This is a genomic window from Actinosynnema mirum DSM 43827, from assembly GCF_000023245.1.
In the GTDB taxonomy this organism is placed as follows: domain Bacteria; phylum Actinomycetota; class Actinomycetes; order Mycobacteriales; family Pseudonocardiaceae; genus Actinosynnema; species Actinosynnema mirum.
Map to the genome: position 1 here is coordinate 427,914 of NC_013093.1, position 23,980 is coordinate 451,893.

The 23,980-nt window shown below is 75.4% G+C and carries 22 protein-coding genes and 1 riboswitch; of the genes, 11 read left to right on the forward strand and 11 right to left on the reverse strand.

Annotation, left to right across the window (positions count from 1 at the left end; genetic code table 11):
• Positions 1–151: 151 nt before the first annotated feature.
• Positions 152–1,093, reverse strand: a complete 942-nt coding sequence (locus AMIR_RS01980) for an N-acetylglucosamine kinase (RefSeq protein ID WP_012783021.1) — start codon at positions 1,091–1,093, stop codon at positions 152–154.
• The gene (locus AMIR_RS01985) at positions 1,090–4,317 is read right to left on the reverse strand and encodes a S8 family peptidase (RefSeq protein ID WP_012783022.1); all 3,228 of its coding nucleotides are present in this window, start codon (positions 4,315–4,317) and stop codon (positions 1,090–1,092) included. Before AMIR_RS01985 ends, AMIR_RS01980 begins: the two co-directional genes overlap by 4 nt.
• 120 nt (positions 4,318–4,437) lie before the next feature.
• On the opposite strand from AMIR_RS01985, the gene AMIR_RS01990 reads away from it, so the two are divergent.
• The 6 genes from AMIR_RS01990 to AMIR_RS02015 all read left to right on the forward strand — a co-directional run bounded on the left by AMIR_RS01990 (position 4,438) and on the right by AMIR_RS02015 (position 10,364).
• A complete protein-coding gene (locus tag AMIR_RS01990; protein WP_012783023.1) occupies positions 4,438–5,292 on the forward strand; it encodes a fumarylacetoacetate hydrolase family protein in 855 nt (284 codons plus the stop codon).
• Positions 5,292–6,704, forward strand: coding sequence for an enolase C-terminal domain-like protein (locus tag AMIR_RS01995; RefSeq protein WP_012783024.1), 1,413 nt, complete (start codon positions 5,292–5,294; stop codon positions 6,702–6,704). The genes AMIR_RS01990 and AMIR_RS01995 overlap by 1 nt, the downstream gene beginning before the upstream one ends.
• Positions 6,701–7,450, forward strand: a complete 750-nt coding sequence (locus AMIR_RS02000; protein WP_041837282.1) for an SDR family NAD(P)-dependent oxidoreductase — start codon at positions 6,701–6,703, stop codon at positions 7,448–7,450. Before AMIR_RS01995 ends, AMIR_RS02000 begins: the two co-directional genes overlap by 4 nt.
• Complete coding sequence (locus AMIR_RS02005; RefSeq protein WP_012783026.1) at positions 7,447–8,376, forward strand: aldo/keto reductase; 930 nt, start codon at positions 7,447–7,449, stop codon at positions 8,374–8,376. The genes AMIR_RS02000 and AMIR_RS02005 overlap by 4 nt, the downstream gene beginning before the upstream one ends.
• Positions 8,373–9,197: an amidohydrolase family protein gene (locus AMIR_RS02010; protein WP_012783027.1), complete on the forward strand. Its 825-nt coding sequence runs from the start codon at positions 8,373–8,375 to the stop codon at positions 9,195–9,197. Before AMIR_RS02005 ends, AMIR_RS02010 begins: the two co-directional genes overlap by 4 nt.
• Before the next feature lie 66 nt (positions 9,198–9,263).
• Positions 9,264–10,364: a serine hydrolase domain-containing protein gene (locus tag AMIR_RS02015; RefSeq protein ID WP_012783028.1), complete on the forward strand. Its 1,101-nt coding sequence runs from the start codon at positions 9,264–9,266 to the stop codon at positions 10,362–10,364.
• A 66-nt stretch (positions 10,365–10,430) separates the two neighbouring features.
• Here the strand turns inward: AMIR_RS02015 and AMIR_RS02020 are convergent, their stop codons facing one another.
• The 5 genes from AMIR_RS02020 to AMIR_RS02040 all read right to left on the reverse strand — a co-directional run bounded on the left by AMIR_RS02020 (position 10,431) and on the right by AMIR_RS02040 (position 15,715).
• A complete protein-coding gene (locus AMIR_RS02020) occupies positions 10,431–11,105 on the reverse strand; it encodes a FadR/GntR family transcriptional regulator (RefSeq protein WP_012783029.1) in 675 nt (224 codons plus the stop codon).
• 121 nt (positions 11,106–11,226) lie between these two features.
• Positions 11,227–12,270, reverse strand: coding sequence for an SIS domain-containing protein (locus AMIR_RS02025; protein ID WP_012783030.1), 1,044 nt, complete (start codon positions 12,268–12,270; stop codon positions 11,227–11,229).
• A gap of 346 nt (positions 12,271–12,616) precedes the next feature.
• Positions 12,617–13,438, reverse strand: a complete 822-nt coding sequence (locus AMIR_RS02030) for a carbohydrate ABC transporter permease (RefSeq protein WP_012783031.1) — start codon at positions 13,436–13,438, stop codon at positions 12,617–12,619.
• A complete protein-coding gene (locus AMIR_RS02035) occupies positions 13,435–14,427 on the reverse strand; it encodes a carbohydrate ABC transporter permease (RefSeq protein WP_012783032.1) in 993 nt (330 codons plus the stop codon). The genes AMIR_RS02030 and AMIR_RS02035 overlap by 4 nt, the downstream gene beginning before the upstream one ends.
• Before the next feature lie 7 nt (positions 14,428–14,434).
• Complete coding sequence (locus AMIR_RS02040; RefSeq protein WP_012783033.1) at positions 14,435–15,715, reverse strand: sugar ABC transporter substrate-binding protein; 1,281 nt, start codon at positions 15,713–15,715, stop codon at positions 14,435–14,437.
• Positions 15,716–15,959: 244 nt separating this feature from the next.
• On the opposite strand from AMIR_RS02040, the gene AMIR_RS02045 reads away from it, so the two are divergent.
• A complete protein-coding gene (locus tag AMIR_RS02045) occupies positions 15,960–16,709 on the forward strand; it encodes a GntR family transcriptional regulator (protein WP_012783034.1) in 750 nt (249 codons plus the stop codon).
• A gap of 48 nt (positions 16,710–16,757) precedes the next feature.
• Here AMIR_RS02045 and AMIR_RS02050 read toward each other — a convergent pair whose 3' ends face one another.
• The 3 genes from AMIR_RS02050 to thiE form a co-directional block, all read right to left on the reverse strand.
• The gene (locus tag AMIR_RS02050; RefSeq protein WP_012783035.1) at positions 16,758–17,705 is read right to left on the reverse strand and encodes a threonine ammonia-lyase; all 948 of its coding nucleotides are present in this window, start codon (positions 17,703–17,705) and stop codon (positions 16,758–16,760) included.
• A 775-nt stretch (positions 17,706–18,480) separates the two neighbouring features.
• Positions 18,481–19,245, reverse strand: a complete 765-nt coding sequence (locus AMIR_RS02055; RefSeq protein WP_012783036.1) for a dioxygenase family protein — start codon at positions 19,243–19,245, stop codon at positions 18,481–18,483.
• Positions 19,245–20,003, reverse strand: a complete 759-nt coding sequence (gene thiE, locus AMIR_RS02060; RefSeq protein WP_012783037.1) for a thiamine phosphate synthase — start codon at positions 20,001–20,003, stop codon at positions 19,245–19,247. The genes AMIR_RS02055 and thiE overlap by 1 nt, the downstream gene beginning before the upstream one ends.
• A 480-nt stretch (positions 20,004–20,483) precedes the next feature.
• A riboswitch (TPP riboswitch) is annotated at positions 20,484–20,595 on the forward strand.
• On the opposite strand from thiE, the gene thiO reads away from it, so the two are divergent.
• The 4 genes from thiO (at position 20,590) to AMIR_RS02080 (ending at position 23,086) form a co-directional block, all read left to right on the forward strand.
• Positions 20,590–21,597 carry a glycine oxidase ThiO gene (gene thiO, locus AMIR_RS02065; RefSeq protein ID WP_012783038.1) on the forward strand — a complete coding sequence of 336 codons (1,008 nt, stop codon included), beginning with the start codon at positions 20,590–20,592 and terminating at the stop codon, positions 21,595–21,597. It overlaps the preceding riboswitch by 6 nt.
• The gene (gene thiS / locus AMIR_RS02070) at positions 21,594–21,791 is read left to right on the forward strand and encodes a sulfur carrier protein ThiS (RefSeq protein WP_012783039.1); all 198 of its coding nucleotides are present in this window, start codon (positions 21,594–21,596) and stop codon (positions 21,789–21,791) included. The genes thiO and thiS overlap by 4 nt, the downstream gene beginning before the upstream one ends.
• Positions 21,792–21,793: 2 nt before the next feature.
• Positions 21,794–22,582, forward strand: a complete 789-nt coding sequence (gene thiG / locus AMIR_RS02075) for a thiazole synthase (RefSeq protein WP_012783040.1) — start codon at positions 21,794–21,796, stop codon at positions 22,580–22,582.
• A gap of 84 nt (positions 22,583–22,666) precedes the next feature.
• On the forward strand, positions 22,667–23,086 hold the full coding sequence (locus AMIR_RS02080; protein ID WP_012783041.1) for a MarR family winged helix-turn-helix transcriptional regulator: 420 nt from the start codon (positions 22,667–22,669) through the stop codon (positions 23,084–23,086).
• Positions 23,087–23,101: 15 nt separating this feature from the next.
• On the opposite strand, the gene AMIR_RS02085 is transcribed toward AMIR_RS02080, so the two are convergent.
• Positions 23,102–23,920: a class I SAM-dependent methyltransferase gene (locus tag AMIR_RS02085; RefSeq protein WP_012783042.1), complete on the reverse strand. Its 819-nt coding sequence runs from the start codon at positions 23,918–23,920 to the stop codon at positions 23,102–23,104.
• Between the last annotated feature and the right edge of the window lie 60 nt (positions 23,921–23,980).

Sequence of the window (23,980 nt, forward strand, 5' to 3'; positions counted from 1 at the left end):
TCCGGCGCGGACCTGGCGCGGGCGGGACGGGGCCTGCCGCGTCGACCGGTCCGCCGCGCTCACCCCAGCGCTCACCCCAGCGCTCACCCCAGCGCTCACCTCTGGGCGCTCACCTGGGCCCGCTCACCAGTGCCCGCTCACCTGGGCCCGCTCACCCCAGCGCCCGCTCCCGCCACCCGTCCTCGACCCCGCTCTCCAGCGCGGCCAGCCACGCCGCGCCCACCGCGGCCTCCCGCACCACCACGACCTCGCCGTCCACCCGCGCCGCCAGCTCCGCCCGCAGCCGCTCCCCGAGCACCGGCGCGCCCACCAGGCTGCCCACCAGCACCACCGGCGCCACCTCCTCCGCCGTGCGCGCCGCCGCCGCCAGGTCGGCCAGCACCCGCGCGCACCCGTCCACGATCCGCGCCGCCACGACCTCGCCGGGAGCCCCGGCCGCCGCCGTCACCAGCGGCGCGTACCCGGCCAGCGCCACCGGTGGCCCCGCGTTCGCCGCCGTGATCAGCCGCGCCCACGCGCCCGGCCCCTCGTCGACCCCGGCCCGCTCCAGCACCGCGCGCGCCAGCCCGTCCAGCTCGCCCGCCTCCAGCGCCCGCAGCGCCGCCCGCACCGCCTCACGGCCCAGCCAGAACGCCGACCCCTCGTCCCCGAGCAGCCACCCGTGCCCGCCGACCGTGCCGACCACCCGCCGCCCGCGCACCCGCGCCGCGATCGACCCGGTGCCCGCGACCAGGACCGTGCCGTCCGGCGCGGGCGTCCCCGCGGCGAACGCGGCCTCGCAGTCGGTCACCACCCGCATCGGGCAGCGCAGCCCCGCACCCGCCCAGGCCGCCCGGAACAGCGCGTCCACCCCTGGGTCGGTCAGCTTGCTCGACCCGGCCATCCCGAGCACCCCGGCCACGACCGCGCCCGCGTCCACCCCGGACAGCGCGCCCTCCAGCGCCAGCCGCAGGTTCGCGGCGGCCGTCCCGGACCCCACCGAGTTCGGGTTCGACCCGCCCGCGACCCCGGCCCCCAGCCGGGTCCCGTCGGCGCCGACGACCAGCGCCCTGGTGGACGTGCCGCCCCCGTCAACGCCGACCACGAAGCTCATTCCCCGGAGTAAACCACCACTTCCGCGCGGGAACCGCCGCCGTTGTGGTGGTGCAGCACCAGGACCTCGCCCGCCCCGCGCACCGGCACGAGCAGCCCGTCCCGCGCGACCGACCCGACCGGCAGCGCCACCCGCGACCCGGCCGGGTCGACGTCGAACCAGCCGTCGAAGCGGTCCACCACCCCGTCCTCGGTCCCGGCGGGCAGCGCCCACCCGCGCGTGCGCACCCGGTACCGCACCGGCCCGTCCCCGAGCGCGACGCCGAGCGCCTCCAGGGACACCGGCAGCGCCAGCACGTCGCTGTCCATCACCGCGCTGTCCACCTCCCCGTGCCACCCGTTGACCGGCCGCTCGTCCACCACCTCGTCGTCGGACACCCGCGTGGTGCGCGCCCACCACAGGTCCGCGACGACCTTCCCGCTCCCGTCGGACGGCCGCGCCACCTGCACCCGGTAGTCCTCGGCCCCGTCCCGGTCCACGTCCACGCCCACCACCGGCGTCGTCCCGCCCGCGCCCAGCCCGGTCCACGTCCCCCACGTCGCGATCCCGAACGACAGCACCCCGTCCGCCGCCGACGCGCCCGCGTACCGCAGGTCGCCGCCCCGCGCCGACCCCGCCGCCAGGCACCCGGTCAGCAGCTCCGACCCGCACGGCGGCAGCTCCGGGCTGCGCCCGTGCAGCTCGAACGCGCTCACCAGCGACCGGTAGGCCCCGGCCCCCTCGCCCTGGTCCAGCCCGCGCCCGACCAGCTCCACCCCGCCGGGCGCCGGGCGCGCGGTCAGCGCCGACACCGGCCGGGGCGCGGCGTACACCGGCAGCACCGCGTCCTGCGCGCCCGCCCGGAACACCACCCGCCCGGACACCTCGGCCAGGAACTGCCGCGCGTGCCCCCGCTGCTCGACCTCCAGCGTCGGGTCGCCGACCTTGCGCAGCGCGGCCGGGTCGACCCGCAGCCGCACCGACACCCGGGCCGTGCCGCCCGCGGGCACCCGCGCGGTCCTGGGCAGCACCTCGACCTCCGCGCCGGGCACCTCGGTGGCGGCCCGGTAGGCGGCCACCGCCGCCAGGTCCTCCCCGGTCTTGTTGACCAGCTCCACGGTCCGGGTCAGCTCCACCGGCGCGCCCGCCTCCACGGTCCCGAACGACACCCCGACCGCGCCGGGGTCCTCCGGCACGACCGCGAGCAGCCCGGTCCGCACCGCCGCCCGCGCGTCCACCCGGCCCGCGCCCACCCGCGTGGTCGCCTCGGTCAGCCCGGTCGTCCGGTCGTCCCCGGACACCACCCGCGCGGACGCGGTGTTCACCAGCGCCGCCTTGACCTCCTCCACGGTCCAGTCCGGGTGCGCCTGCCGCACCAGCGCGGCCAGCCCGGCCACGTGCGGCGCGGCCATCGACGTCCCGCCCTTGCTGACCCCGCCGCTCCCGCTGCCCACCAGCGCGGACACGATCGTGTCGCCGGGGGCTGCCAGGTCCGGCTTCGCCCCGCCCGCCAGCCGCGACCCGCGCGCCGACGACGGCGTGACGGTGTCGGCCAGGGTCTCGACCACGGTCGGCGCGGCGTCGCGCAGCGACCCGGCCAGGCGCAGCCGCAGCGAGCCGTCCGCGAGCAGCGGGCGCACCCGGTCGGTGGCCGGCCCGGTGAGCTGGAACATCGGGACGTCCGCGTTGCCCGCGATCCCGGCGCCGAACGCGGTCCGCCCGGAGGAGAGCACCGCGCCCGCCGCCCCGGCGTCCCGCGCGTGGTCCGCCCGCACCGCCGACCCGCACTCGCGGGTGGAGTCCGAGTCGTCCCACTCCAGCCACACCAGCCGCCCGGACAGGTCCTGGTCGATCGGGGCGCACCCGTCCGCGTTGCCCGCGTCCGCGACCGGCGCGACGGGCAGCTCGACGTCCAGGTCGGCGTACCCGGTGAACTCCTTGCCGTACTGGCCGGGCAGCACCTCCTCGCCGCCGCCCGCCCCGTCCGAACCGCCCGCCTCGTCCGAACCGCCCGGCTCGTCCGAACCGCCCGCCTCGGCCGAACCGCCCGGCAGCCCGACCCCGTCCAGCAGCACCGACGCGTCCCGCGTGTTCGCCACGGTCACCGCCTCCGGCGTGCTCCCCGGCGACCCGCCCGCGTCGTACAGGTCGCCCGCGTTGCCCGCCGACGCCACCACGACCACCCCGTGCCGCACGAGCTTGCGCACGAACGCCGAGTCCGGGTCGTCCACCGCGCCGAAGTCGCTGCCCAGCGACAGGTTCACCACGTCCAGGTGGTCGGAGGGGTCGCCGTCGCCGTCCGGGTCGAGCGCCCAGTCGAGCGCCTGCGACACCACGTTCGTCGACCCCTCGCAGCCGAACACCTTCAGCGCGTACACCTGCGCGGCGGGCGCGGCGCCGGGGCCGATCCGCATGGCCGCGAGGTCGTCGTCGGACAGCCCGGAGTGCGCGCCGGTGAAGGTGGACCCGTCCGCGCTCACCCCGTACCCGGCGGCCGTGCCCGCGACGTGCGTGCCGTGGCCCTGGCAGTCGACGGGGTTCGGGTCGGGGGCGGGCGTCCCGCGCTCGGGGTCGTTGGCGTCGTAGTCGTCGCCCGCGAAGTCGTACCCGCCGACGACCTTCGCGTTCGGCTCCCACGGTCCGGCCCGGTCCACGTCGTCGTACCCGCCCGAGCCGCCGAAGTCGGCGTGCGTGTAGTCGACGCCGGTGTCGACCACCCCGATCCGCAGCCCCTCGCCGCGCAGGCCCTCGCGCAGACCGTCCCCGGCCACCGCGCCGCCGTGGCCGGGGAGGGACGGTCCCACCGCCCGCCAGACGGCCGCCGCGCCGGTCAGCCGCACCGCGCCCGCGTTGTCCACCCGCTTGGGCACCGCCTGCCGCACCGACCGGACCTGCGGCATCCCCGCCACCCAGCGCAGCACGGCGGGCTCGGCGGTGAGCACCACCCCCGGCACCGCGTTCACCGTCACCCCGACCCGCGCGGCGCCCCGGTCGACCGAGCGCACCGCGTCCAGGACGGCGTCGGCGTTGTTCCCGGTGCGCGCCCGAGCCGCCCGCGCCGCCTCGCGCGGGTCGCTGCGCGCGGTCGCGGCGGCGTCCACGGCGGGCACCCCGACCAGCTCGACGAACGCGGTGACCCGGTGCGGCCGGGGGTGGTCGGGCGCGGCGTGCCCGAGCGGGGCGAGCGGCGCGGCGAGCGCGGCGGCCAGCGCCGCCGCCGTCGCGGCCCGGCGGTGCAGTCTCATCGTGCGGACCCTTCGGGAAAGCGGACAGTCATCGGACCAATCGGTACGCGCGCACTGGACTCCCGCCGTGCGGGGCGGGTAGACACCCGATGTGTCGTCGCTCGTCGAGGAGGGGCTTCCGTGCAGCTGATGCGCCTGGGGGAACCGGGTTCCGAACGTCCCGCCGTCCGCGCGGACGACGGGACCGTGCACGACCTGAGCGGGCTCACCGCCGACGTGGACGGCGCCTTCCTGGCGTCCGGCGGCATCGCCAGGGCCAGGGCCGCGCTCGACCAGGGCCTCCTGCCGCGCCTGGCGGTCCAGGGCGTCCGGGTCGGCCCGCCGGTCGCGGGCATCGGCAAGATCGTCTGCATCGGCCTCAACTACCGCGACCACGCCGACGAGACCGGCCAGGCGCCGCCCGCCGAACCGGTGGTGTTCCTGAAGGCCGCGGACACCGTCGTCGGCCCGGACGACGAGGTGCTCCTGCCGCGCCGGTCGGTCAAGACCGACTGGGAGGTCGAGCTGGGCGTCGTGATCGGCCGCACCGCCCGGTACCTGGACAGCGCCGAGGAGGCGCTGGACCACGTCGCCGGGTACGCGCTCTCGCACGACGTGTCCGAGCGCGAGTTCCAGCTGGAGCGCGGCGGGCAGTGGGACAAGGGCAAGAGCTGCGAGACGTTCAACCCCCTCGGCCCCTTCCTGGTGCCCGCCGACGAGGTGCCCGACCCGCAGGACCTCGGGATGCGGCTGCGGGTCAACGGCCTTCTCCGCCAGGACTCCTCCACGCGGCGCATGATCTTCCCGGTGGCCGAGCTGGTCCGCTACCTGAGCTGGTTCGTCGTCCTCCGACCGGGTGACCTGATCAACACCGGCACGCCCGCGGGCGTCGCGCTCGGCCTGCCCGAGCCGAAGCCGTACCTGCGCGAGGGCGACGTGGTCGAGCTGGAGATCGACGGCCTCGGCGCGCAGCGCCAGCGCGTCGGGCAGGCGTGATGCCCACGCCGGAACCGGGCGCGCCAGCCACCGAACCCGCCGCCCCGCCCGCCACCCGGAAGATCACCGTTCCGGGTGGCGCGGCCCCACCTGCCGCCATCCCGCCCGCCGCGACCATCACCGCCGTGGACGTGGTCGACGTCCGCTTCCCCACCTCGCGCGAGCTCGACGGCTCCGACGCGATGAACCCCGACCCCGACTACTCCGCCGCCTACGTCGTCCTGCGCACCGACTCCGGCCCCGAGGGCCACGGCCTCGTCTTCACCATCGGCCGGGGCAACGACGTGCAGGCCGCCGCGATCCGCGCGCTCGCCCCGCACGTCGTGGGCAGGCCCGTCCCCGAGGACGCCGCCGCGCTCGCCGCCCTGTCCGCCGACCTGGTCGGCGACTCGCAGATCCGCTGGCTGGGCCCGGAGAAGGGCGTCGCGCACATGGCCGTGGGCGCGGTCGTGAACGCCGCCTGGGACCTCGCCTCCCGCCGCGCGGGCCTGCCGCTGTGGCGGTTCCTGTCGGGCATGTCCCCGGAGGAGCTGGTCGGCCTGGTCGACTTCCGCTACCTCACCGACGCCCTCACCCCCGACGAGGCGCTCACCCTCCTGCGCGACGCCCAGCCCGGCCGCTCCACCCGCGCCGAGGAGCTCCAGCGCTGCGGCTACCCCGCCTACACCACCTCGCCCGGCTGGCTCGGCTACCCCGACGACAAGCTCGCCGACCTCGCCGCCCGCGCGGTCGCCGACGGCTTCGACATGATCAAGCTCAAGGTCGGGGCCGACCTGTCCGACGACATCCGCCGGATGGGCCTGGCCCGCTCCGTCGTCGGCCCGTCCGTGCGGATCGCCGTCGACGCCAACCAGCGCTGGGACGTGGGCGCCGCGATCGGCTGGGTGCGCGAGCTGGCCCCGTTCGACCCGTACTGGGTGGAGGAGCCCACCTCGCCGGACGACGTGCTCGGCCACCGCGCCATCGCCGAGGCGGTCGCCCCGGTCCGGGTCGCCACCGGCGAGCACGTGGCCAACCGGGTGGTGTTCAAGCAGCTGCTCCAGGCCGGGGCGGTGGACGTGGTGCAGTTGGACGCCTGCCGGGTCGGCGGGGTCGGCGAGCTGCTCGCGATCCTGCTGCTGGCCCGCAAGTTCGGCGTCCCGGTGTGCCCGCACGCGGGCGGCGTCGGCCTGTGCGAGCTGGTGCGGCACCTGGCGATGGTCGACTACGTCGCGGTGTCCGGCTCGCTGGACGGCCGCGTGCTGGAGTGGGTGGACCACCTGCACGAGCACTTCACCGACCCGGCGGTGGTCCGCGACGGCCGCTACCTCGCGCCCACCGCGCCGGGTTTCTCCGCCCAGCTCAAGGAATCGTCGGTGCGCGACCACCGCTACCCGGACGGGCCGGTGTGGGCGGGGACGGGGGAGCGGTGAACGACTTCGACGGGCTGGTGGCCGCGGTCACCGGCGGGGCGTCCGGCATCGGGCTGGCCACCGCGCGGCTGCTGGCCGGGCGCGGCGCGGTGGTCTACGCGCTCGACCTGGACCCCGAGGTGCCCGAGCCGCTGCGCGGGCTGCGCACCGACGTGGCCGACGACGCCTCGGTGCGCGCGGCGCTCGCGGAGCTGACCGCCGAGACCGGGCGGCTGGACGTGCTGGTGGCCAACGCGGGGATCGGCGCGCAGGGCGACGTGGCGGCGGCCGACGACGCCGAGTGGCTGCGGGTGCTGGACGTCAACGTCGTCGGCGTCGCCAGGGTGGTCCGCGCGGCCCTGCCGCACCTGCGCCGCTCGCCGTCCGCCGCCGTCGTCACCACCGGCTCGATCGCCGCGCACGCCGGCCTGCCGCAGCGCGCGGTGTACTCGGCCAGCAAGGGCGCGGTGCACGCGCTGACCCTGGCCATGGCCGCCGACCACCTCCGCGAGGGCGTCCGGTTCAACGCGGTCGCCCCCGGCACCGCCGACACCCCGTGGGTGGGCAGGCTCCTGGCGTCGGCCCCCGACCCGGTCGCCGAGCGGGCCGCGCTGGAGGCCAGGCAGCCGCACGGCAGGCTCGTGGCGGCCGAGGAGGTGGCCGCCGCGATCGCCCACCTGGCCAGCCCGCTGTCCGGCTCCACCACCGGGACCGTGCTGGCCGTCGACGGCGGGATGCACGGCCTGCGGCTGCGGCCGGAGCCGTGACCGGAGCCGTGACCGGGCCGTCCCGCCTCGGCTTCGGCGCCGCGCCGCTGGGCAACCTGTACGAGCCGGTGGCCGACGCGGACGCCGAGGCCGCCGTGCGCGCCGCGTGGGAGGCGGGCGTGCGCTACTACGACACCGCGCCGCACTACGGCCTCGGTCTGTCCGAGCGGCGGCTGGGCGCGGCGCTGGCGGGCGTCCCCAGGGCGGACCTCGTGCTGTCCACCAAGGTCGGCAGGCTCCTGGAGCCCGTCGACCCGGTCGGCGACGACCTGGCCAACGGCTTCGCGGTGCCCGCCCACTCCCGGCGGGTGTGGGACTTCAGCGCGGACGGCGTCCGCCGCTCCCTGGAGTCCTCGGTGGACAGGCTGGGCGTGGACCGGGTGGACGTGGTGTACCTGCACGACCCGGACCACCACTGGCGGCAGGCGATCGACGAGGCCTACCCGGCGTTGGCGGACCTGCGTGACCAAGGGGTGGTCCGCGCCGTTGGAGTCGGCATGAACCAGTGGCGGGTTCCCGAGCGGTTCGTCCGCGAGACCGACGTGGACGTGGTCCTCCTGGCCGGGCGGCACACCCTTCTCGAACGCGGCGCGACGGGTCTGCTCGACCTGTGCGCGGAGCGCGGCGTCGAGGTGGTCGCCGCGGCTCCCTTCAACTCCGGCCTCCTGGCCGAGCGCGTCGTCCCGGACGGGGCGACCCACGACTACGCCCCCGCGCCGCCCGAGCTGCTGGCGCGGGCCAGGGCGCTGGCGCGGACGTGCGCCGCGCACGGCGTCGACCTGCCCGCGGCGGCGCTCCAGTTCCCCCTGCGGCACCCGGCGGTCCGCTCGGTGCTGGTGGGGATGCGCTCGGCCGCGCAGGTCCGCGCCAACGCCGCCGCGCTCGCCGCGCCCGCGCCGGACGCGCTGTGGGAGGAGCTCGCGTGATCGTCGACGCGCACCACCACGTGTGGGACCTGGCGGTCCGCGACCAGCCGTGGATCACCGGGCGGATGTCCCGCATCCGCAGGGACTTCACCGTCCACGACCTCGCCGGGGCCGCCCCCGAGGTGACCACGACCGTCCTGGTCCAGACCGTCGCCGGGCCCGCCGAGACCCCGGAGCTGCTCGCGCTCGCCGACCGCGAGCCCCTGGTGGGGGCGGTGGTCGGCTGGCTGGACCTGACCGGCGACGTCCCCGCCCAGCTCGCGGCCCTGCGGTCGCTGCCCGGCGCGCGCTGGCTGCGCGGCGTCCGGCACCAGGTGCAGGTCGAGCACGACCCGGACTGGCTGATCCGGCCCGACGTCCTGCGCGGGCTGGCGGCGGTCGCGGCGGACGGGCTGGTGTACGAGCTGCTGACCCTGCCGCACCAGCTCCCGGCGGCCCGCAGGGCGGCGGCGGCCCTGCCGCAGCTGACCTTCGTGCTCGACCACTGCTCCAAGCCCCCGGTGGGCGGAGACCTGCGCGAGTGGGCGGCGGAGGTGCGCGCGCTGGCGGCCCGCCCGAACGTGCTGTGCAAGCTGTCCGGGCTCGTCACCGAGGCCGACTGGGCGAACTGGTCGGTGACGGACCTGAGGCCGGTCTGCGCGACCGTCCTGGAGGCGTTCGGGCCGCGCCGCCTGATGTTCGGCTCGGACTGGCCGGTCTGCCTGCTGGCCGCGAGCCACGCGGAGGTCCTGGCGGCGGCCCGCGAGCTGACCGCCGACCTGTCCGCGGCCGAGCGCGCCGCCCTGTTCTCGACCACCGCGACCCTCGCCTACCGCCTGTGAGCCCCTGAGCCGGACTCCGGGGCCTCCCCGATGCCGGGCAGGCCCCGGAGCGGGCAGCTTCTCCCCATGCGCACAACGATCACCGCACTGGCCGCCGCCGCGCTCCTGCTGGCGGCGACGGCCCCGGCCCAGGCGGCGCCCGCCGTCCCCCCGCTCAACCGCACCGCGCTGGCCGCCGCCGTGGCGGGCCTGCCGGACGGGGAGGCGTCCGGGGCGCTGGTCCGCGTCTCCGGCCGGGCGGGCTCCTGGACCGGCTCGGGCGGCGTCTCCCGGCTCGGCACGACCCGCCCGGTGTCCCCGGAGGGCCGGTTCCGCATCGGCAGCGCCACGAAGCTCCTGACCGCCGCCGCCGTGCTCCGCCTCGACGAGCGCGGCGTGCTCGACCTGGACGACACCGTGCAGCAGCACCTGCCCGACCTGCTGCCCGCCGCGTTCGAGCCGATCACCGTGCGGCAGCTGCTGAACCACACCCACGGCATCGCGGGCAACGGCCTGCCGCACAAGAGCACCGGCTGGTTCGCCGAGAACCGCTACCGCACCTGGGACCCGCGCGAGGTGGTGGAGCTGGGCGTGGCGAAGGGCCCGCTGCACCGCCCCGGCGACGAGCAGCGCTACGGCAACCAGGGCTACCTGGTGGCGGGCCTGGTGATCGAGGCGGCGACCGGGAGGCCGTACGCGGACTCGGTGCGGGACCTGGTGATCCGCCCGCTGGGGCTGCGCGACACCTACCTCCCCGGCGCCGAGACCGGGATCAGGGGCGAGCACTCGCACGGGTACCAGCTGCGGGAGGACGGCTCCCACTGGGACGTGACGGGGGCGAACCCGACGTTCCAGTGGGCGGCGGCGGAGGCGGTCTCCAGCGCGCGCGACCTGGACCGGTTGATCAACGCGCTGATGTTCGGCGACCTGATCGGCGAGCGCTCGCGGGCGGAGATGCTGACGTTGCCGCTCCCCGGCGCGGCGCACGGGCTGGGCGTGAACCGGATCGAGCTGGGCGGCGTGGTGCTGTGGGGCAAGACGGGCGACCGGCCCGGCTACAACACGGGCGTCGCGGTGACCGAGGACGGGTCGCGCACGATCGTCTACTCGGTGAACACCCTGGACATGGAGGCGGGCGAGCTTCCGCCGGTGGCCCAGCGGATCATCACCGCGGCCCTGACCCCCTGACCTCCTGCCCCTGACCTCCTTGCCCCTGACCTCGCGCGGTGGCGGCGGGACCCCGGTCCCGCCGCGTCAGGCCAGCACCAGCAGCCACTGCTCGACCCCGGCGATGTGCACCGTGCTCCACGACCGCGCCACCTCCGGCTGCCCGGCGGCGAGCGCGTCCACGATCGCCCGGTGCTCGGCCACGGTCCGCGACTTGGCCCCGGCCTGGGCGATGCCCCGCCAGATCCGGGCCCGCACCGTCGGCCCGGCGAGCGTGTCCAGCAGCTGCGCCAGGTAGGCGTTCCCGGAGTGCGCGGCGACGGCCCGGTGGAACGCCAGGTCGTGCTCGACCAGCTCCTCCACCGTCTCGGCTGCCTCGGCCGCGTCGCACAGCGCCCGCAGCGCGGCGGCGTCCTCGGCGGTCACCCGCTGGGCCGCGAGCGCGCACGCCGCCGGTTCCAGGATGCGCCGGACCTGCACGACCTCCAGCAGCGACTCCTCGCCCCGGTGCAGGTCGAGCACGAACGACAGGGCCCCGAGCAGCTCGTCGGCCCGCAGGCTCGACACGTAGGTCCCGTCCCCCTGCCGCACGTCCAGCACCCGCACCAGCGACAGCGCCTTGACCGCCTCGCGCAACGAGTTCCGCGACAACCCCAACCGCTCGGCGAGCACGGCCTCGCGGGGCAACCGGTCACCGGGCTTGAGCTCCCCGGAGACGATCATCTCCCGAACGCGCAGGATCGCGTCGTCGGTAACGGCCACAACACAGCCCTCGGATCGTCGGGTGAACCGCAGACCGCCAAAGTATGACCCACCCGGCCAAGCGCGGACGGGCTCCGAGCGCACGCGGCGCGCGGAGCCCGCCCGCCTCAGCCCACGACCGTCACCGCGTCCGCGTCACCTTGTTCAACCCCCTGGGGCTGTCCGGGTCCCCGCCCCGTGCCAGGGCCAGCCCGTGCGCCAACCGCTGCACCGGCAGGATCTCCAGGATCGGCGCCACCTCCTCGGCCGTCTCCGGGACCGGGATGCGCAGCGCCGCGGGCGCCTTCTCCGCCGCCGACCCGACCGCCACCACGTCCGCCCCGCGCCCGTGCACCACGTCCAGCACGTCGTGCAGCGCGTCCCCGCCCAGCCCGGCGCTGGTCACCGCCAGCACCGCCGTCTCCGCGTCGACCGCCGCGACCGGCCCGTGCAGCAGGTCCGCGCCGCTGTAGGCCCGCGCCGCCAGGTACGAGGTCTCGGCCAGCTTCAGCGCCGCCTCCAGGGCCGACGGCAGCGAGTAGCCGCGCCCGGTGGTCAGCACCCGGTCCACGAACCGGTAGCGCCGCACCGCCTCCTCGACCGGGTCCACCGACCCGTCCAGCGCCGCCCGCGCCAGCTCGCCGATGCCTGCGACCTCGGCCCCGCTGCCGCCGCGCACCGCGTCGACCATCAGGTACAGCGCCAGCAGCGTCGCCGAGTACGTCTTCGTGGCCGCCACCGCGTGCTCGACGCCCGCGCCGACGTCCACCGACATCTCGGCGACCCCGTTCAGCTCCGACTCGGGCGTGTTCGTCACCGCCACGGTCAGCGCCCCCCGCTCCCGCGCGGACTGCGTGACCTCCAGCAGGTCCGGCGACCCGCCGCTCTGCGACACGGTCACCAGCAGCACGTCCCGCAGGTCCGGCCGCGCCCCGTAGAGCGTGGTGGTGGACGGCGACACCAGGCCCGCGGGCAGTTGGAGCAGCACCTCGGTCAGGTACTTGGCGTACAGCGCCGCGTGGTCGCTGGACCCGCGCGCGGCGAACAGCACGAAGCGGGGCGCGCGCCCCCGGATCGCCTCGGCGACCGCCGCGATCTCGGCGCGCCGGGACACCAGGTCCGCGAAGATCGCGGGCTGCTGGTCGATCTCGGCGGCCATGTGCCCGCCGGGCTGGTGCTCGGTCATCGGGTAACCCCTGTCCTCCGGGCCCGGTCCGGCAGGCCCCACGCCACTTAGGTCTAGACCAATATTAGCGAGTCCGACCGCTGCGGGGCGAGTCCGAGGACCCGTCCGGCCCACCGCCGGATGACGCCTGCGGCCACGGTACTTCGGCGCGTTCGCGCAGTTCGTCCCCCTGAGGCTGCCCCACCCGGCCCCGCCTGGCCTGCGCGGAGGGCCCAACGCCGCCCACCCGGCCACCCCGCCGCGCACGCCGAGACCCCGCAGCGACGCTCGCCACAAGAAATCCCCCGGAAACAGCGCCGCGCCCGCCCCCCGAGGGGAGCGGGCGCGGCGCACGTCGGGAACGGGGCTACCCCTTGACCGCCCCGGCGGTGACCCCGGTCACCATCTTCCGCTGCACGATCAGGAAGAACACCAGCACCGGCAGCGTGAACAGCGCCGAGGCCGCCATCGCACCGCCCCAGTCCGTCCCGAAGTTCGACTTGAACCCGCTCAGCCACACCGGCAGCGTCTGCTTCGACTGGTCGTTGATCAGCGACAGCGCGTACAGGAACTCGTTCCACGCCGTCACGAACGCGAACACCGACGTCGCCACCAGCCCCGGCCCGAGCAGCGGCAGCGTCACGCGCCGGAACGCGCCCCACCGCCCGCACCCGTCGACCATCGCCGCCTCCTCCAGCTCCAGCGGGATGCCGTTGACGAACCCGCGCAGCGTCCACGCGCAGAACGGCAGCGTCACCGCGAAGTAGATCAGCGTCAGCGATGGCAGCTTGTCGAGCAGGTCCAGGTCCCGCATCATCAGGAACATCGGGATCAGCAGCGCCTCGAACGGCGCCATCTGCGCGATCAGCATCATCATCACGAACCCGCGCCGCCCCCGGAACCGCATCCGGGACAGCGCCAGCGCCGCCAGCAGCCCGACGACCAGGGCCGCCGCCACCGCCGACAGCGTCACCAGCAGGCTGTTGCCCAGCGACTCCAGGAACCCCGGCTTGTTCCACGCCGACGCGAAGTTGTCCCCGGTCACCGTCTTCGGCACCAGGTCGTAGTCGGTGGACAGCAGGTCCTTGCGCGGCTTGAGCGCCGTGGCGACCATCCAGTACGTCGGGAACGCGAAGAACAGCGCCACCACGAGCGCGACCGCGTTGGCCGAGATCCGCTTGGCCCTCACAGCTCACCCTCCTGGGACCGCACCAGCCTGCGCAGGTACTGGAACGTCACCGCCGCGAGCAGCAGCATCATCACCACGCTCACCGCCGCCGCCACGCCGAAGTGGCTCTGCGAGATGCCCACCAGGTACTGGTAGACCGCGAGCGTGGTGCTGGCCCCGTCGGGACCGCCCTGCCGGAACGCCCAGATCTGCGCGAACACCTTGAAGTCCCACAGCACCGACAGGAACGTCACCATCATCAGCAGCGGGCGCAGCTCCGGCCACGTCACCGCCCGGAACGTCTGCCACGGCGACGCCCCGTCGATGCCCGCCGCCTCGTACTGGTCGCGCGGGATGCCGATCAGCCCGGCGTACAGCGAGAACGCCAGGAACGGCACGGCCTGCCAGGTGATCATCAGCCCGACCACGCCCAGCGTGGACAGCCCGGTGGAGAACCACGAGTACCCGGCGTACGAGTCGAAGCCCAGCTGCACCAGGGTCTTGTTCAGGATGCCGTACTCCTGATCGAAGATCCACTGGTAGACCGTGGTGGCCGCCAGCAGCGGCATCGCCCACGCCAGCAGCATCGCCACCTGGAGCACGATCCGCACCAGCGGCGAGACCTGCCGCATCAGCACGGCCAGCAGCAGGCCCGCCAGCACCGAGGCCCCGACGACGGCGGCGGTGAACGCCACCGTCCGCCCGGTCACGAGCCAGAAGTCCGGGTCGCCCAGCACCTCGGTGTAGTTGTCCAGCCCCGTCCACACGACCTGGCCGCGCGTGAGCTCGCGCAGGTTCAGCCGCCGGAAGCTGGTCAGCAGCACCGACAGCACGGGGAAGCCGATCAGCCACAGGATGGCCACCAGCGCGGGCGCCAGCAGCAGGTACGGCAGCGCGCGGTCGAACGCGCTGCCCCGGCGGCGGCCACCGCCGCCCTTCGCGGAGCGCGGGGGCGCCGGCGGGACGTTGCCCGTCGACGCCCCCGCGCCGGTCGTGTCGACTGCCGTCATGCGACCGTCAGCCCGCCAGCGTCTTCGTGAGCGCCGCGTTGGCGTCCGCCGTCGCCTGGTCCAGCGACTTCGCGCCGGTCAGGTACGCGGTCAGCATGTCCTTCAGCGGGTTCTGGCCCGCCTCGACACCGGCCCAGGTCGGCGTGGTCGGGGTGACCTTGCCGTTGGGGGCGGCGGCGGCGAGCGCCTTGCCGACCGGGGTGGTCTCCAGCTTCGTGGTGTCGGTGGAGGTGCCGGGCACCGAGCCGCCCTCGGCCAGCAGGTCCTGGTACTTCTTGGAGGACAGCAGCTTCAGGTAGTCCTTGGCCAGGTCCGGGTTGGCGCTGCCTGCCGGGATGGCCAGGTTCGAGCCGCCCAGGAACACCGGCGCGGTCTTGCCCGCCGTCTTGGACGGGATCGGGAACGCGCCGAGCTTGCCCTCCAGCGTCGGGTCGGCCTTGACCGCGCCCGCCAGCTCCCACGGCAGACCGATCATCATGCCGACCTTGCCGGTGCCGAACACCTCCATCTGCTGCGGCGTGGCCTCGTCGGTGTCCTTCGGGGCCTTGGTGCCGGAGGCGTCCACGAGCTTCTTGTAGAACTCCAGGCCAGCCTTGGCCTCGGCGCTGTCGAGCGCGCCCGCCCACTTGTCGCCGTCCTTCTTGGCGACGTCGCCGCCCTCGTCCCAGATGAACGACAGCAGCACGTACCAGGACTGGCCCGGCAGGTACAGCGACTGGAACTCGGGGTCGGACGCGTTGGCGGCCTTGAGCTTCTCGACGGCCGCGACCCACTCGTCGCGCGAGGTCGGCGCGGCGGTGATGCCCGCGGCCTGGAACAGGTCGGTGCGGTAGACGACCGTCCGGTTCGCGGCGTAGAACGGCATCCCGTACTGCTTGCCGTCCCAGGTGAGCGAGTCCTCGAGACCCGCGAGCCACTGGTCGCCCGCGAGCGACGAGACGTCGCCGGACAGGTCCTCCAGGGTGTCCTCGGACGCGAACTTCGCGGTCTGGGTGTTGCCCAGCTCGATGACGTCCGGCGGGGTCTTCCCGGTCAGCGCGGTGGTGAGCTTCTCCTGGATGCCACCCCACTTCTGCACCTCGTACTTGACCTTCACGCCGGGGTGGGCGCTCTCGAACTCCTGGTGCAGCGCGTCGGTCAGCGCAGGCGCCGCCGAGCCGTCCATCAGCCACACGGTGAGCGTCTTGTCGCCGCCCTCGCCGCTCCCGCTGTCACTGCTCGTGCCGCAACCGGCCAATGCCACCGACAGCGCGGTGGCGCCGACTGCCAGTCCTCTCCAGCCCTTCACGTTCGCGCCCTTTCCTCGCCGGCCCCGTCCCCTGCGGCCGGACCAACACCACGGACACCTAGGCGGACCTAAGTGGTGTAGACCAATGCGGCCTAGGGTGTGCCCCGCCACAGGACCTGTCAAGGTCGTTGCCGAGACGTTGCAAAGTCATCCGATGACTCGACGAGGGGGTTCGACGGCGCGAACGGCCCGCGACAGGGCATCCTTGTGGCGGGAGCGCTGGGAGAAGTCGAGGAGGAAGGCCATGCTGGAGACGAGCCTGGAGTCCAGGTCGCGTGCACAGCGGGAACCGAAGTACTGGGGCCTCAAACGCCACCTGCTCGACCTGCTGCGCGCCATGCCGCCGGGTTCGCCGATCCCCACCGAGCGCTCGCTCGCCTCGGAGTTCGACGTGTCCCGCACGACGGTGCGCCAGGCGCTGGCCGAGCTGACCGTCGAGGGCAGGCTGCTGCGGGTGCAGGGCAAGGGCACGTTCGCCGCGGAACCCAAGGTGGCGCAACGGCTCCAGCTCTCCTCGTACACGCAGGACATGCTGGCGCAGGGCCGCCAGCCGTCGTCCCGGCTGATCGACGCCTCCGAGCAGCCCGCCGAGGCCGAGCTGGCCCGGCTGCTGGGCGTGCGGGCGGGGGCGAAGGTGCTGCGGCTGCACCGGCTGAGGCTGGCCGACGGCGAGCCGATGGCGATCGAGACCACGCACCTGGCGCTCGGCCGGTTCCGGGGGCTGCGGCGGTACCTGTCGCCCGGCGGGTCGCTGTACCAGGTGCTGCGCGAGCGGTTCGGCACCGAGATGGGGCACGCCGAGGAGACCATCGAGACCGCGCTCGCCTCGCCCGAGGAGGCGGAGCTGCTGGGCGCGGACATCGGACTGCCCATGCTGCTGCTCTCCCGCCACTCCTACGACACCGAGGGCAACCCGGTGGAGTGGGTGCGCTCGGTGTACCGGGGCGACCGCTACAAGTTCGTCGCGACCCTGAACCGCCCGGTCGAGGGCTGAACGCCGGCGCGCGGCAGGGGCGGCCCGCTCTCGGGGCCGCCCCGCGGGTCACGCCTCCCGCAGCACCTCGGCGAGCAGCGCCGGGTCCACGTTGCCGCCCGACAGCACCGCCACGACCGGCCCGTCGCCCAGCTCGCCGCGCTCGCGCAGCTCCAGGAACGCCGCCAGGGTCGTCGCCCCGCTGGGCTCCACCACCAGCCGCGCCCGCACCGCCAGCTCCCGCACCGCCGCCCTGATCCGGGCCTCGGAGACCGCCGCGAACCCGTCCACGTGCGCCCGGATGTGCGCGAACGTCCGCTCCGACGGCTGGGCCCGCAGCCCGTCCGCGATGGTCCTGGCCCGGTCCTCGGCGGGCCAGTCCACCCGACGTCCGGCCGCGAAGGACTCGCCCGCGTCGGCGGCCAGCTCCGGCTCCACGCCGATCACCCGCGCGTCCGGCCGCAGCGCCTTCACCGCCACCGCCACGCCGGACAGCAGGCCGCCGCCGCTGACCGGCACGAGCACGGTCGCGACCTCCGGCAGGTCGGCCACGATCTCCAGCCCGATCGTGCCCTGCCCGGCGATCACGTCCGGGTGGTCGAACGGCGGCACCAGCACCGCGCCGCGCTCGGCGGCCAGCTCCAGCGCCCGGCTCTCCCGCTCGGCCATCGGCACCCGGACCACCTCGGCCCCGAGCGCGCGCGTCGCCTCGACCTTGACCTCGGGCGCGTTGTCCGGGATCACGATCACGGCGGGCACGCCGAACTCCCGCGCCGCGCGCGCGACGGCCTGCGAGTGGTTCCCGCTGGAGTAGGCCACCACCCCGCGCGCCCGGTCCTCGGGCGTGAGGCGGGCGAGCGCGTTGTAGGCGCCCCTGATCTTGAACGCGCCCACCGGTTGCAGGCTCTCCGGCTTGAGCCAGAGGCCGTCGCCCCACGGCAGCAGCGGCGTGCGCAGCACCGCCCCGGAGATCCGCTCGGCGGCGGCCCGGATGTCTTCCAGCGTCACGAGGTCCACGGGCCACCATCTTCCCCACGTCGGGGGGAGCAGTCCACGTTGCCGCGAATGCCCTTCGGATCGGCGGTCCTGTTCACTTCGTGCCGGGTTATTCACGCTTGGGGCAGTGGAAAACCGGGGAATCAGCGGTGAGTGTGATTCCTCGAATGCCGCACTGGTGACTACCGGCAGTGCGGGTCAACGGTCAAGGGCTACTCAGCGCAGTCACGGTGACGTGGCCTGTGACACACTTCGACTCTGATGGTCTCCAGCTGTCACACGTAACAGAGTTGTAACGTAGCTCGAAAGGTCCACTACTCGCGGGTAGCCGGGCGTGCGTCGGGGCGGCCTGCGGCCCCGGTGGCGAGCTGTGCGGTTCACCGCGCCGAGTGGCGGGAGAGAAGAGGGGTGGGGCGACCCCTGCCGCCGCCCCACCACCCGTCCCCCTGGGGGGTCGCCGGGGGCGGTCCCTGCCACCGAATCCCCGGTTTCCCCGCATCCGAAGATGAGGGAGACGTCTTCGCGGACCGCCCGGAGGCGGCCTGTTCGCCGCGCTCGCTTGTCGGCGGTGGCGCGGCTAGTGCTCAGCGTACCGGCGAATGGCGTTCCGGGGGCACTTGTGTCCAATACGGAGAGCTACTTGCCCGAGTTGCTCTGACCGGACCACCCCGTGCTGCGCCTATCCGCCGATCGGGTGAGACGCCGTTTGGTGCGTCACTCCCAGCTTCACATTTGCCGTTCAGGAGACCGCCCCATCGGCCTAAGCGGGCGCGGGGCGGTCGGGGCGCGGGCGCGGTCAGCCGAACTGCATCGAGCGCTTGGACAGCCCGTACCAGAACCCCTCGACGGCGGTCCTCGGCGCGCTCTGGTCCAGGCTCGCGCCGAGCGCCACGAACAGCGGCGCGAGGTGCTCGGTGCGCGGGTGCGCGACACCGGCGGCGGGGGCCTTGCGCGCGAAGTCCAGCAGCCCGTCCACGTCCCCGGCGGCCAGCGCCCGGCCCGCCCAGTCGTCGAACTCCTCGGACCAGCCGGGCGCGGCGTAGTCCGGGCCGCGCCGGAAGTCCACGCAGCTCAGGTTGTGCGTCATGAACCCGCTGCCGACCAGCAGCACGCCCTGCTCGCGCAGCGGCGCGAGCCCGCGGCCGAGGTCGAACAGCTCGCGCGGGTCCAGGGTCGGCATGGACACCTGGAGCACCGGCACGTCCGCCGCCGGGAACAGCTCCTTCAGCGGCACGTAGGCCCCGTGGTCGAGCCCGCGCTCCGGGTCGCGGGCCACCCGGTCGTCGCCGCCGAGCAGCCGGGTGACCTCGTCGGCGAGCGCGGGCGCGCCCGGCGCGTCGTAGGTGACCTCGTAGTACTTCTGCGGGAAGCCCCAGAAGTCGTAGGTCAGCGGCACGGGGGTGGTGGCGCCGAGGGTGAGCGGCGCCTCCTCCCAGTGCGCGGACACCACCAGGACCGCCTCCGGGCGGGGGAGGTCCTCGGACCAGGCGTGCAGCTCGCCGGTCCAGCGCGCGTCGTCGGCCAGCGGGGGCGCCCCGTGGCCCAGGTAGAGCACAGGCATCACGGGGACGAGGGTACGCCGCTTAGTTGAATTTTCAACCAGGCGGCGGCCGCGCGGGGGTCGCTCGACTCGGTGATGGCGCGCACGACCACCACCCGGCGGGCCCCGGCGGAGATCACTTCGGGAAGCCGATGCCGATCGATCCCCCCGATGGCGAACCACGGCCGTGCGGGAGGGGCCGCACCCGCGCCGGGCGCACCCGCGCCGGGCCTGCCCGCGCCACTCGCGCCAAGCCCGCCAGGGCCGCCCGCCGCACTCGCGCGGGCCGCGTCCCACCCGGCGACCGCGCGCACCAGGTCCAACCCCGGCGCCGGACGTCCGGGCTTGGTCGGCGTCGGCCAGCAGGGCCCGGTGCAGAAGTAGTCCACGCCCGGCTCGACCGCCGCCGCCGAGGCCTGCGCGACGTCGTGCGTGGACCGCCCGATCACCACCTCCTCCCCGACCACCCGCCGGGCCAGCGGGACGGGCAGGTCGTCCTGGCCGAGGTGCAGCACGTCGGCCCCGGCGGCGAGGGCCACGTCCGCCCGGTCGTTCACCGCGAGCAGCGCCCCGTGCCGCGCGCACGCCTCCGCGAGCACCTCGAGGGCGGCCAGCTCCTGCCGCGCCTCCATGCCCTTCTCGCGCAACTGCACGACGTCCACCCCGCCCGCGAGCGCGGCGTCGGCGAACTCGGCCAGGTCGGGCCGGTGGGGGGTGCACAGGTACAGCCGGGCGTCGGCGAGCCTGCGCCTGATCTGGGTAGCGTCAAGTCCGGGCACCCCACCACGTAATCACCCACCACCCCGCTCGACCACGCCCACCCGAGCCCCGCGGCCCACCCGCCCGCGCTCCTGGGACCACCCGCACCCCGGCCGCCCTCGCCCGCCAACTGGCCGCGCCACCGGGTCCCAGCCAGCCGCGCCGCCGGGCCCGCTCAACCGCCCGTACCCCGGCCGCCCTCGCCCACCTGCGCCCCGGCCGCGCCGTCGAGGTCGCAGCCACTCGCGACTACTTGCGCCCCGGTCGGTCTCGCCCACCAACTGGCCGCGCCGCCCGGCCCCGGCTTGCCGTGCCGTCGGGCCCGCAGCCACCCGCGACCACCTGCATCCCGGCCGCCCGCGCTCCCCCAGGGTCACCCCTGCCCTCCGGGCAGCCGCGCCTCCCCGCTGGCGGTGCGCCGGGCCCCACATCCGCCCGCACCGCCGAAGCCCCCCGCCCGCGCTCCAAAGCCCCACCCGCCCCCGCTGCGCTACGGTGGCGGTGGTCCGCACGGGAGTCCGGGGAGTACCGGACTGAGAGGGAGCGTGAGGCGCTCCGACCGTCGAACCTGATCCGGGTCATGCCGGCGCAGGGAGCGTGAGTGCTGTGGCGCGCAAGCGAGTGACCGTCCTCGGCGGCGGTGTCATCGGGTTGTCGATCGCCTGGCGGGCGGCTCAGGCCGGGTTCGCCGTCGCGGTTCGCGATCGGGGGTCCGCGCACGCCGGGTCGTGGGTCGCGGGCGGGATGCTCGCGCCGGTCAGCGAGGCGTGGCCCGGTGACGAGGCGGTGCTCGCGCTCGGCCTGGAGTCGATCCGCCTGTGGCCCGGCTTCGCCCGCGAGCTGGGCGTGCGGCTCAACACCGCGGGCACCCTCCTCACCGCCGTCGACGCCGCCGACGCCGCCGTCCTCGACCAGCACGCCGCGCACCTCGCCGCCCACGGCCTGGAGTTCCAGGTGCTCGGGGCGGCCGGGCTGCGCGAGCGGGAACCGGGGCTCGGCCCGTCCGTCCGGAGTGGACTGAGCATCCCCGGCGACCTCGCCGTCTCCGCCCGCACCCTGCTCGCCGCCCTGCGGACCGCCTGCGCCGAGGCGGGCGTGCGCTTCACCGGCGCCGCCGAGTCCGAAGTGGACGGTTCGACCACCGTCATCGCCGCCGGGGCCTGGAGCGCCGAGCTGCACCCCGCCCTGCGCGACGTGATCCACCCCGTCAAGGGCGAGATCCTCAGCCTCCTCGCCCGACCCGGCGCGCTCGAAGCGCCGGAGCGCACCATCCGCGCCCAGGTCAGGGGCCGCGCCGTCTACCTGGTCCCGAACGAGACCCGCTCCGGCCTGCTCGTCGGCGCCACCCAGTACGAGGCCGGGTTCGACCCGACCGTCCGCGTGCGCGGCGTCCTCGACCTGCTCACCGACGCCGAGGAGGTCTGGCCCGCCCTCACCGAGTACGCGCTCGCCGAGACCTCCGTCGGCTTCCGCGCCGGCAGCCGCGACAACACCCCCCTGATCGACTGGCTCGAACCCGGCGTCCTCGCCGCCACCGGCCACCACCGCAACGGCGTCCTGCTCGCCCCCGTCACCGCGCGCCGCGTCGTGGAGCTGCTCGGGGAGGCGGCGTGAGGGCCCGGCTCAACGGCGTCCTGCGCGACCTCCCCGACGGCGCCACCGTCGCCGACGCCGTCACCGCCCTCGGCGCACCCACCACCGGCGTCGCGGTGGCCGTGGACGGCGAGGTCGTCCCGCGTGCCGCCTGGGACCGGCCGCTGCGCGAGCACGCCCGCGTCGAGGTCATCACCGCCGTGCAGGGAGGCTGACCATGACCGAGCCCGACCGCATCGCGCCCGCCCCCGACCCGCTGCGCATCGCCGACCGCGAGTTCACCTCCCGCCTGATCACCGGCACCGGCGGCGCGACCAACCTGACCGTCCTCGAACGCGCCCTCCGCGCCTCCGGCACCGAGCTGACCACCGTCGCCCTCCGCCGCGCCGACGGCTCCGGCGGCACCGGCGTCCTGCAGCTCCTGCGCCGCCTCGGCATCGACCTCCTGCCCAACACCGCGGGCTGCCGCACCGCCGCCGAGGCCGTCCTCACCGCCCGGCTCGCCCGCGAGGCCCTCGGCACGTCCTGGGTGAAGCTGGAGGTCCACGCCGACGACCGCACCCTCCTCCCGGACCCGGTCGAGACGCTCGACGCCGCGCGCCGCCTCGTCGCCGACGGCTTCACCGTCCTGCCCTACACCAACGACGACCCGGTCCTGGCCCTGCGCCTGGAGGACGCGGGCTGCGCTGCCGTCATGCCCCTCGGCTCGCCGATCGGCACGGGCCTGGGCATCCGCAACCCGCACAACCTGGAGCTGATCGTCGCCAGGGCGTCGGTCCCGGTGATCCTCGACGCGGGCGTCGGCACCGCCTCCGACGCCGCCGTCGCCATGGAGCTCGGCTGCGCCGCGGTGCTGCTCGCCACGGCCGTGACCAGGGCGCAGGACCCCGAGCTGATGGCCTCCGCCATGCGGTCGGCGGTGCGCGCGGGCAGGTGGGCGCGCCTGGCGGGCCGGGCGCCGAAGCGGTTCTGGGCGCACGCGTCCAGCCCTGCGCCGGACGCCTGAACGGTGATCGGCTTGTCGGTGGTGCAGGGGGCGCCCGGCATGATGGATGCTGAACACCCGTTTTGTCCGGAGGAGGGGCCGCCGGTGACCGACCTGGAGGACGCCACCGCGCGTTTGTACCTCACGATCGGCAGGCTTTCCCGGCTGCTGCGCCGGACCGGCTCACCGGGGCTCGGCCCCGGCGCGGTCTCGGCGCTGGCGACGCTGGCGCGCTGCGGCCCGATGCGGTTGGGGGACCTGGCGAACAAGGAGGGCGTCGCGCCGCCGACCCTGTCCAGGATCGTGGCGACGCTCGTCGAGGCCGGGTACGTGCGCAGGGAACCGGACCCCCAGGACGGTCGGGCCTGGCTGGCCAGCCCGACCGACGAGGGGGTCGCGATGGTGTCCGGCGTGCGGTCCGCGCGCGTGCAGGAGCTGAGGGCCCGCCTGGAGTCCCTCAGCCCCGAGCACCGCGACGCGCTCGTGGGCGCGCTCGGCGCGCTGGAAGCCCTGGTCGAGGAGTAGGCGCGGACCGGTGCGCTACGCGGGGAACCGGTAGCGCACCGCCCGCCCGGCGTCCCGCAGCCTCGGGATCAGGCCGACGATCCTCAGCTGCACCCGCCCCGCCAGGGGCAGCCGGTCCAGCATCGGCATCTCGGTGCTGCGCACCGACTCCACCAGCTTCAGCCCCCACGCCTCGGGCCCGGTCGGGTCGTCCAGCCCCCACCGCAGCACCGCCCCCGCCCGCCGGACGGGCGGCACGAGCTTCTGCAGCCTGATGCCGATCGTCCCGTAGACGTCGAACATCAGCTCCCCGGACGGGAACCGCCCGACGGCCCGCCGCACCATCCCCTCCACCTCCGCGCCGGACAGGTACATCGACAGCCCCTCGAACACGACCGCGGTCGGCCGGTCGTCGGGGATCGACTCCCACAGCTCGGGTGAGGTCGCGGACGCCCCGACGAGCCGGTAGTCCCCGCCCGGCGGCGGGAGCACCTTCTCCCGCACCGCCACGACGTCCGGCAGGTCGACGTCCACCCAGCGCACGTCGGGGCCGGGGGAGAGGCGGTGGGCGCGGGTGTCCAGGCCGCAGGCGAGGTGGAGGACGGTGGCCCGTGGGTGTTCGGCCAGGAACCCCCGCAGCCACCGGTCGAGCTGCCAGGCCCGGATGGCCACGCCGACGGCGGAGGTCATCGTCAGGCCGGTGCCGGGGAAGTCGTAGTCGAGGCGGGCGACGGCCTCGGCGGCTGCTCCGTCGTTCAGGACGGAGTGGGGGCGGGCGCTGTCGAGCGCCCGTCCGTAGAGCGTGGCCAGCATCGTTTCCTGCGCTCCGGTGAGCGCTACGCGCACTCGATCCATCCCGCCGAGCGTAGACCGGAACCGTTGGCGCGGCGGGGTTTTCGGCACGACGGTCCCGGC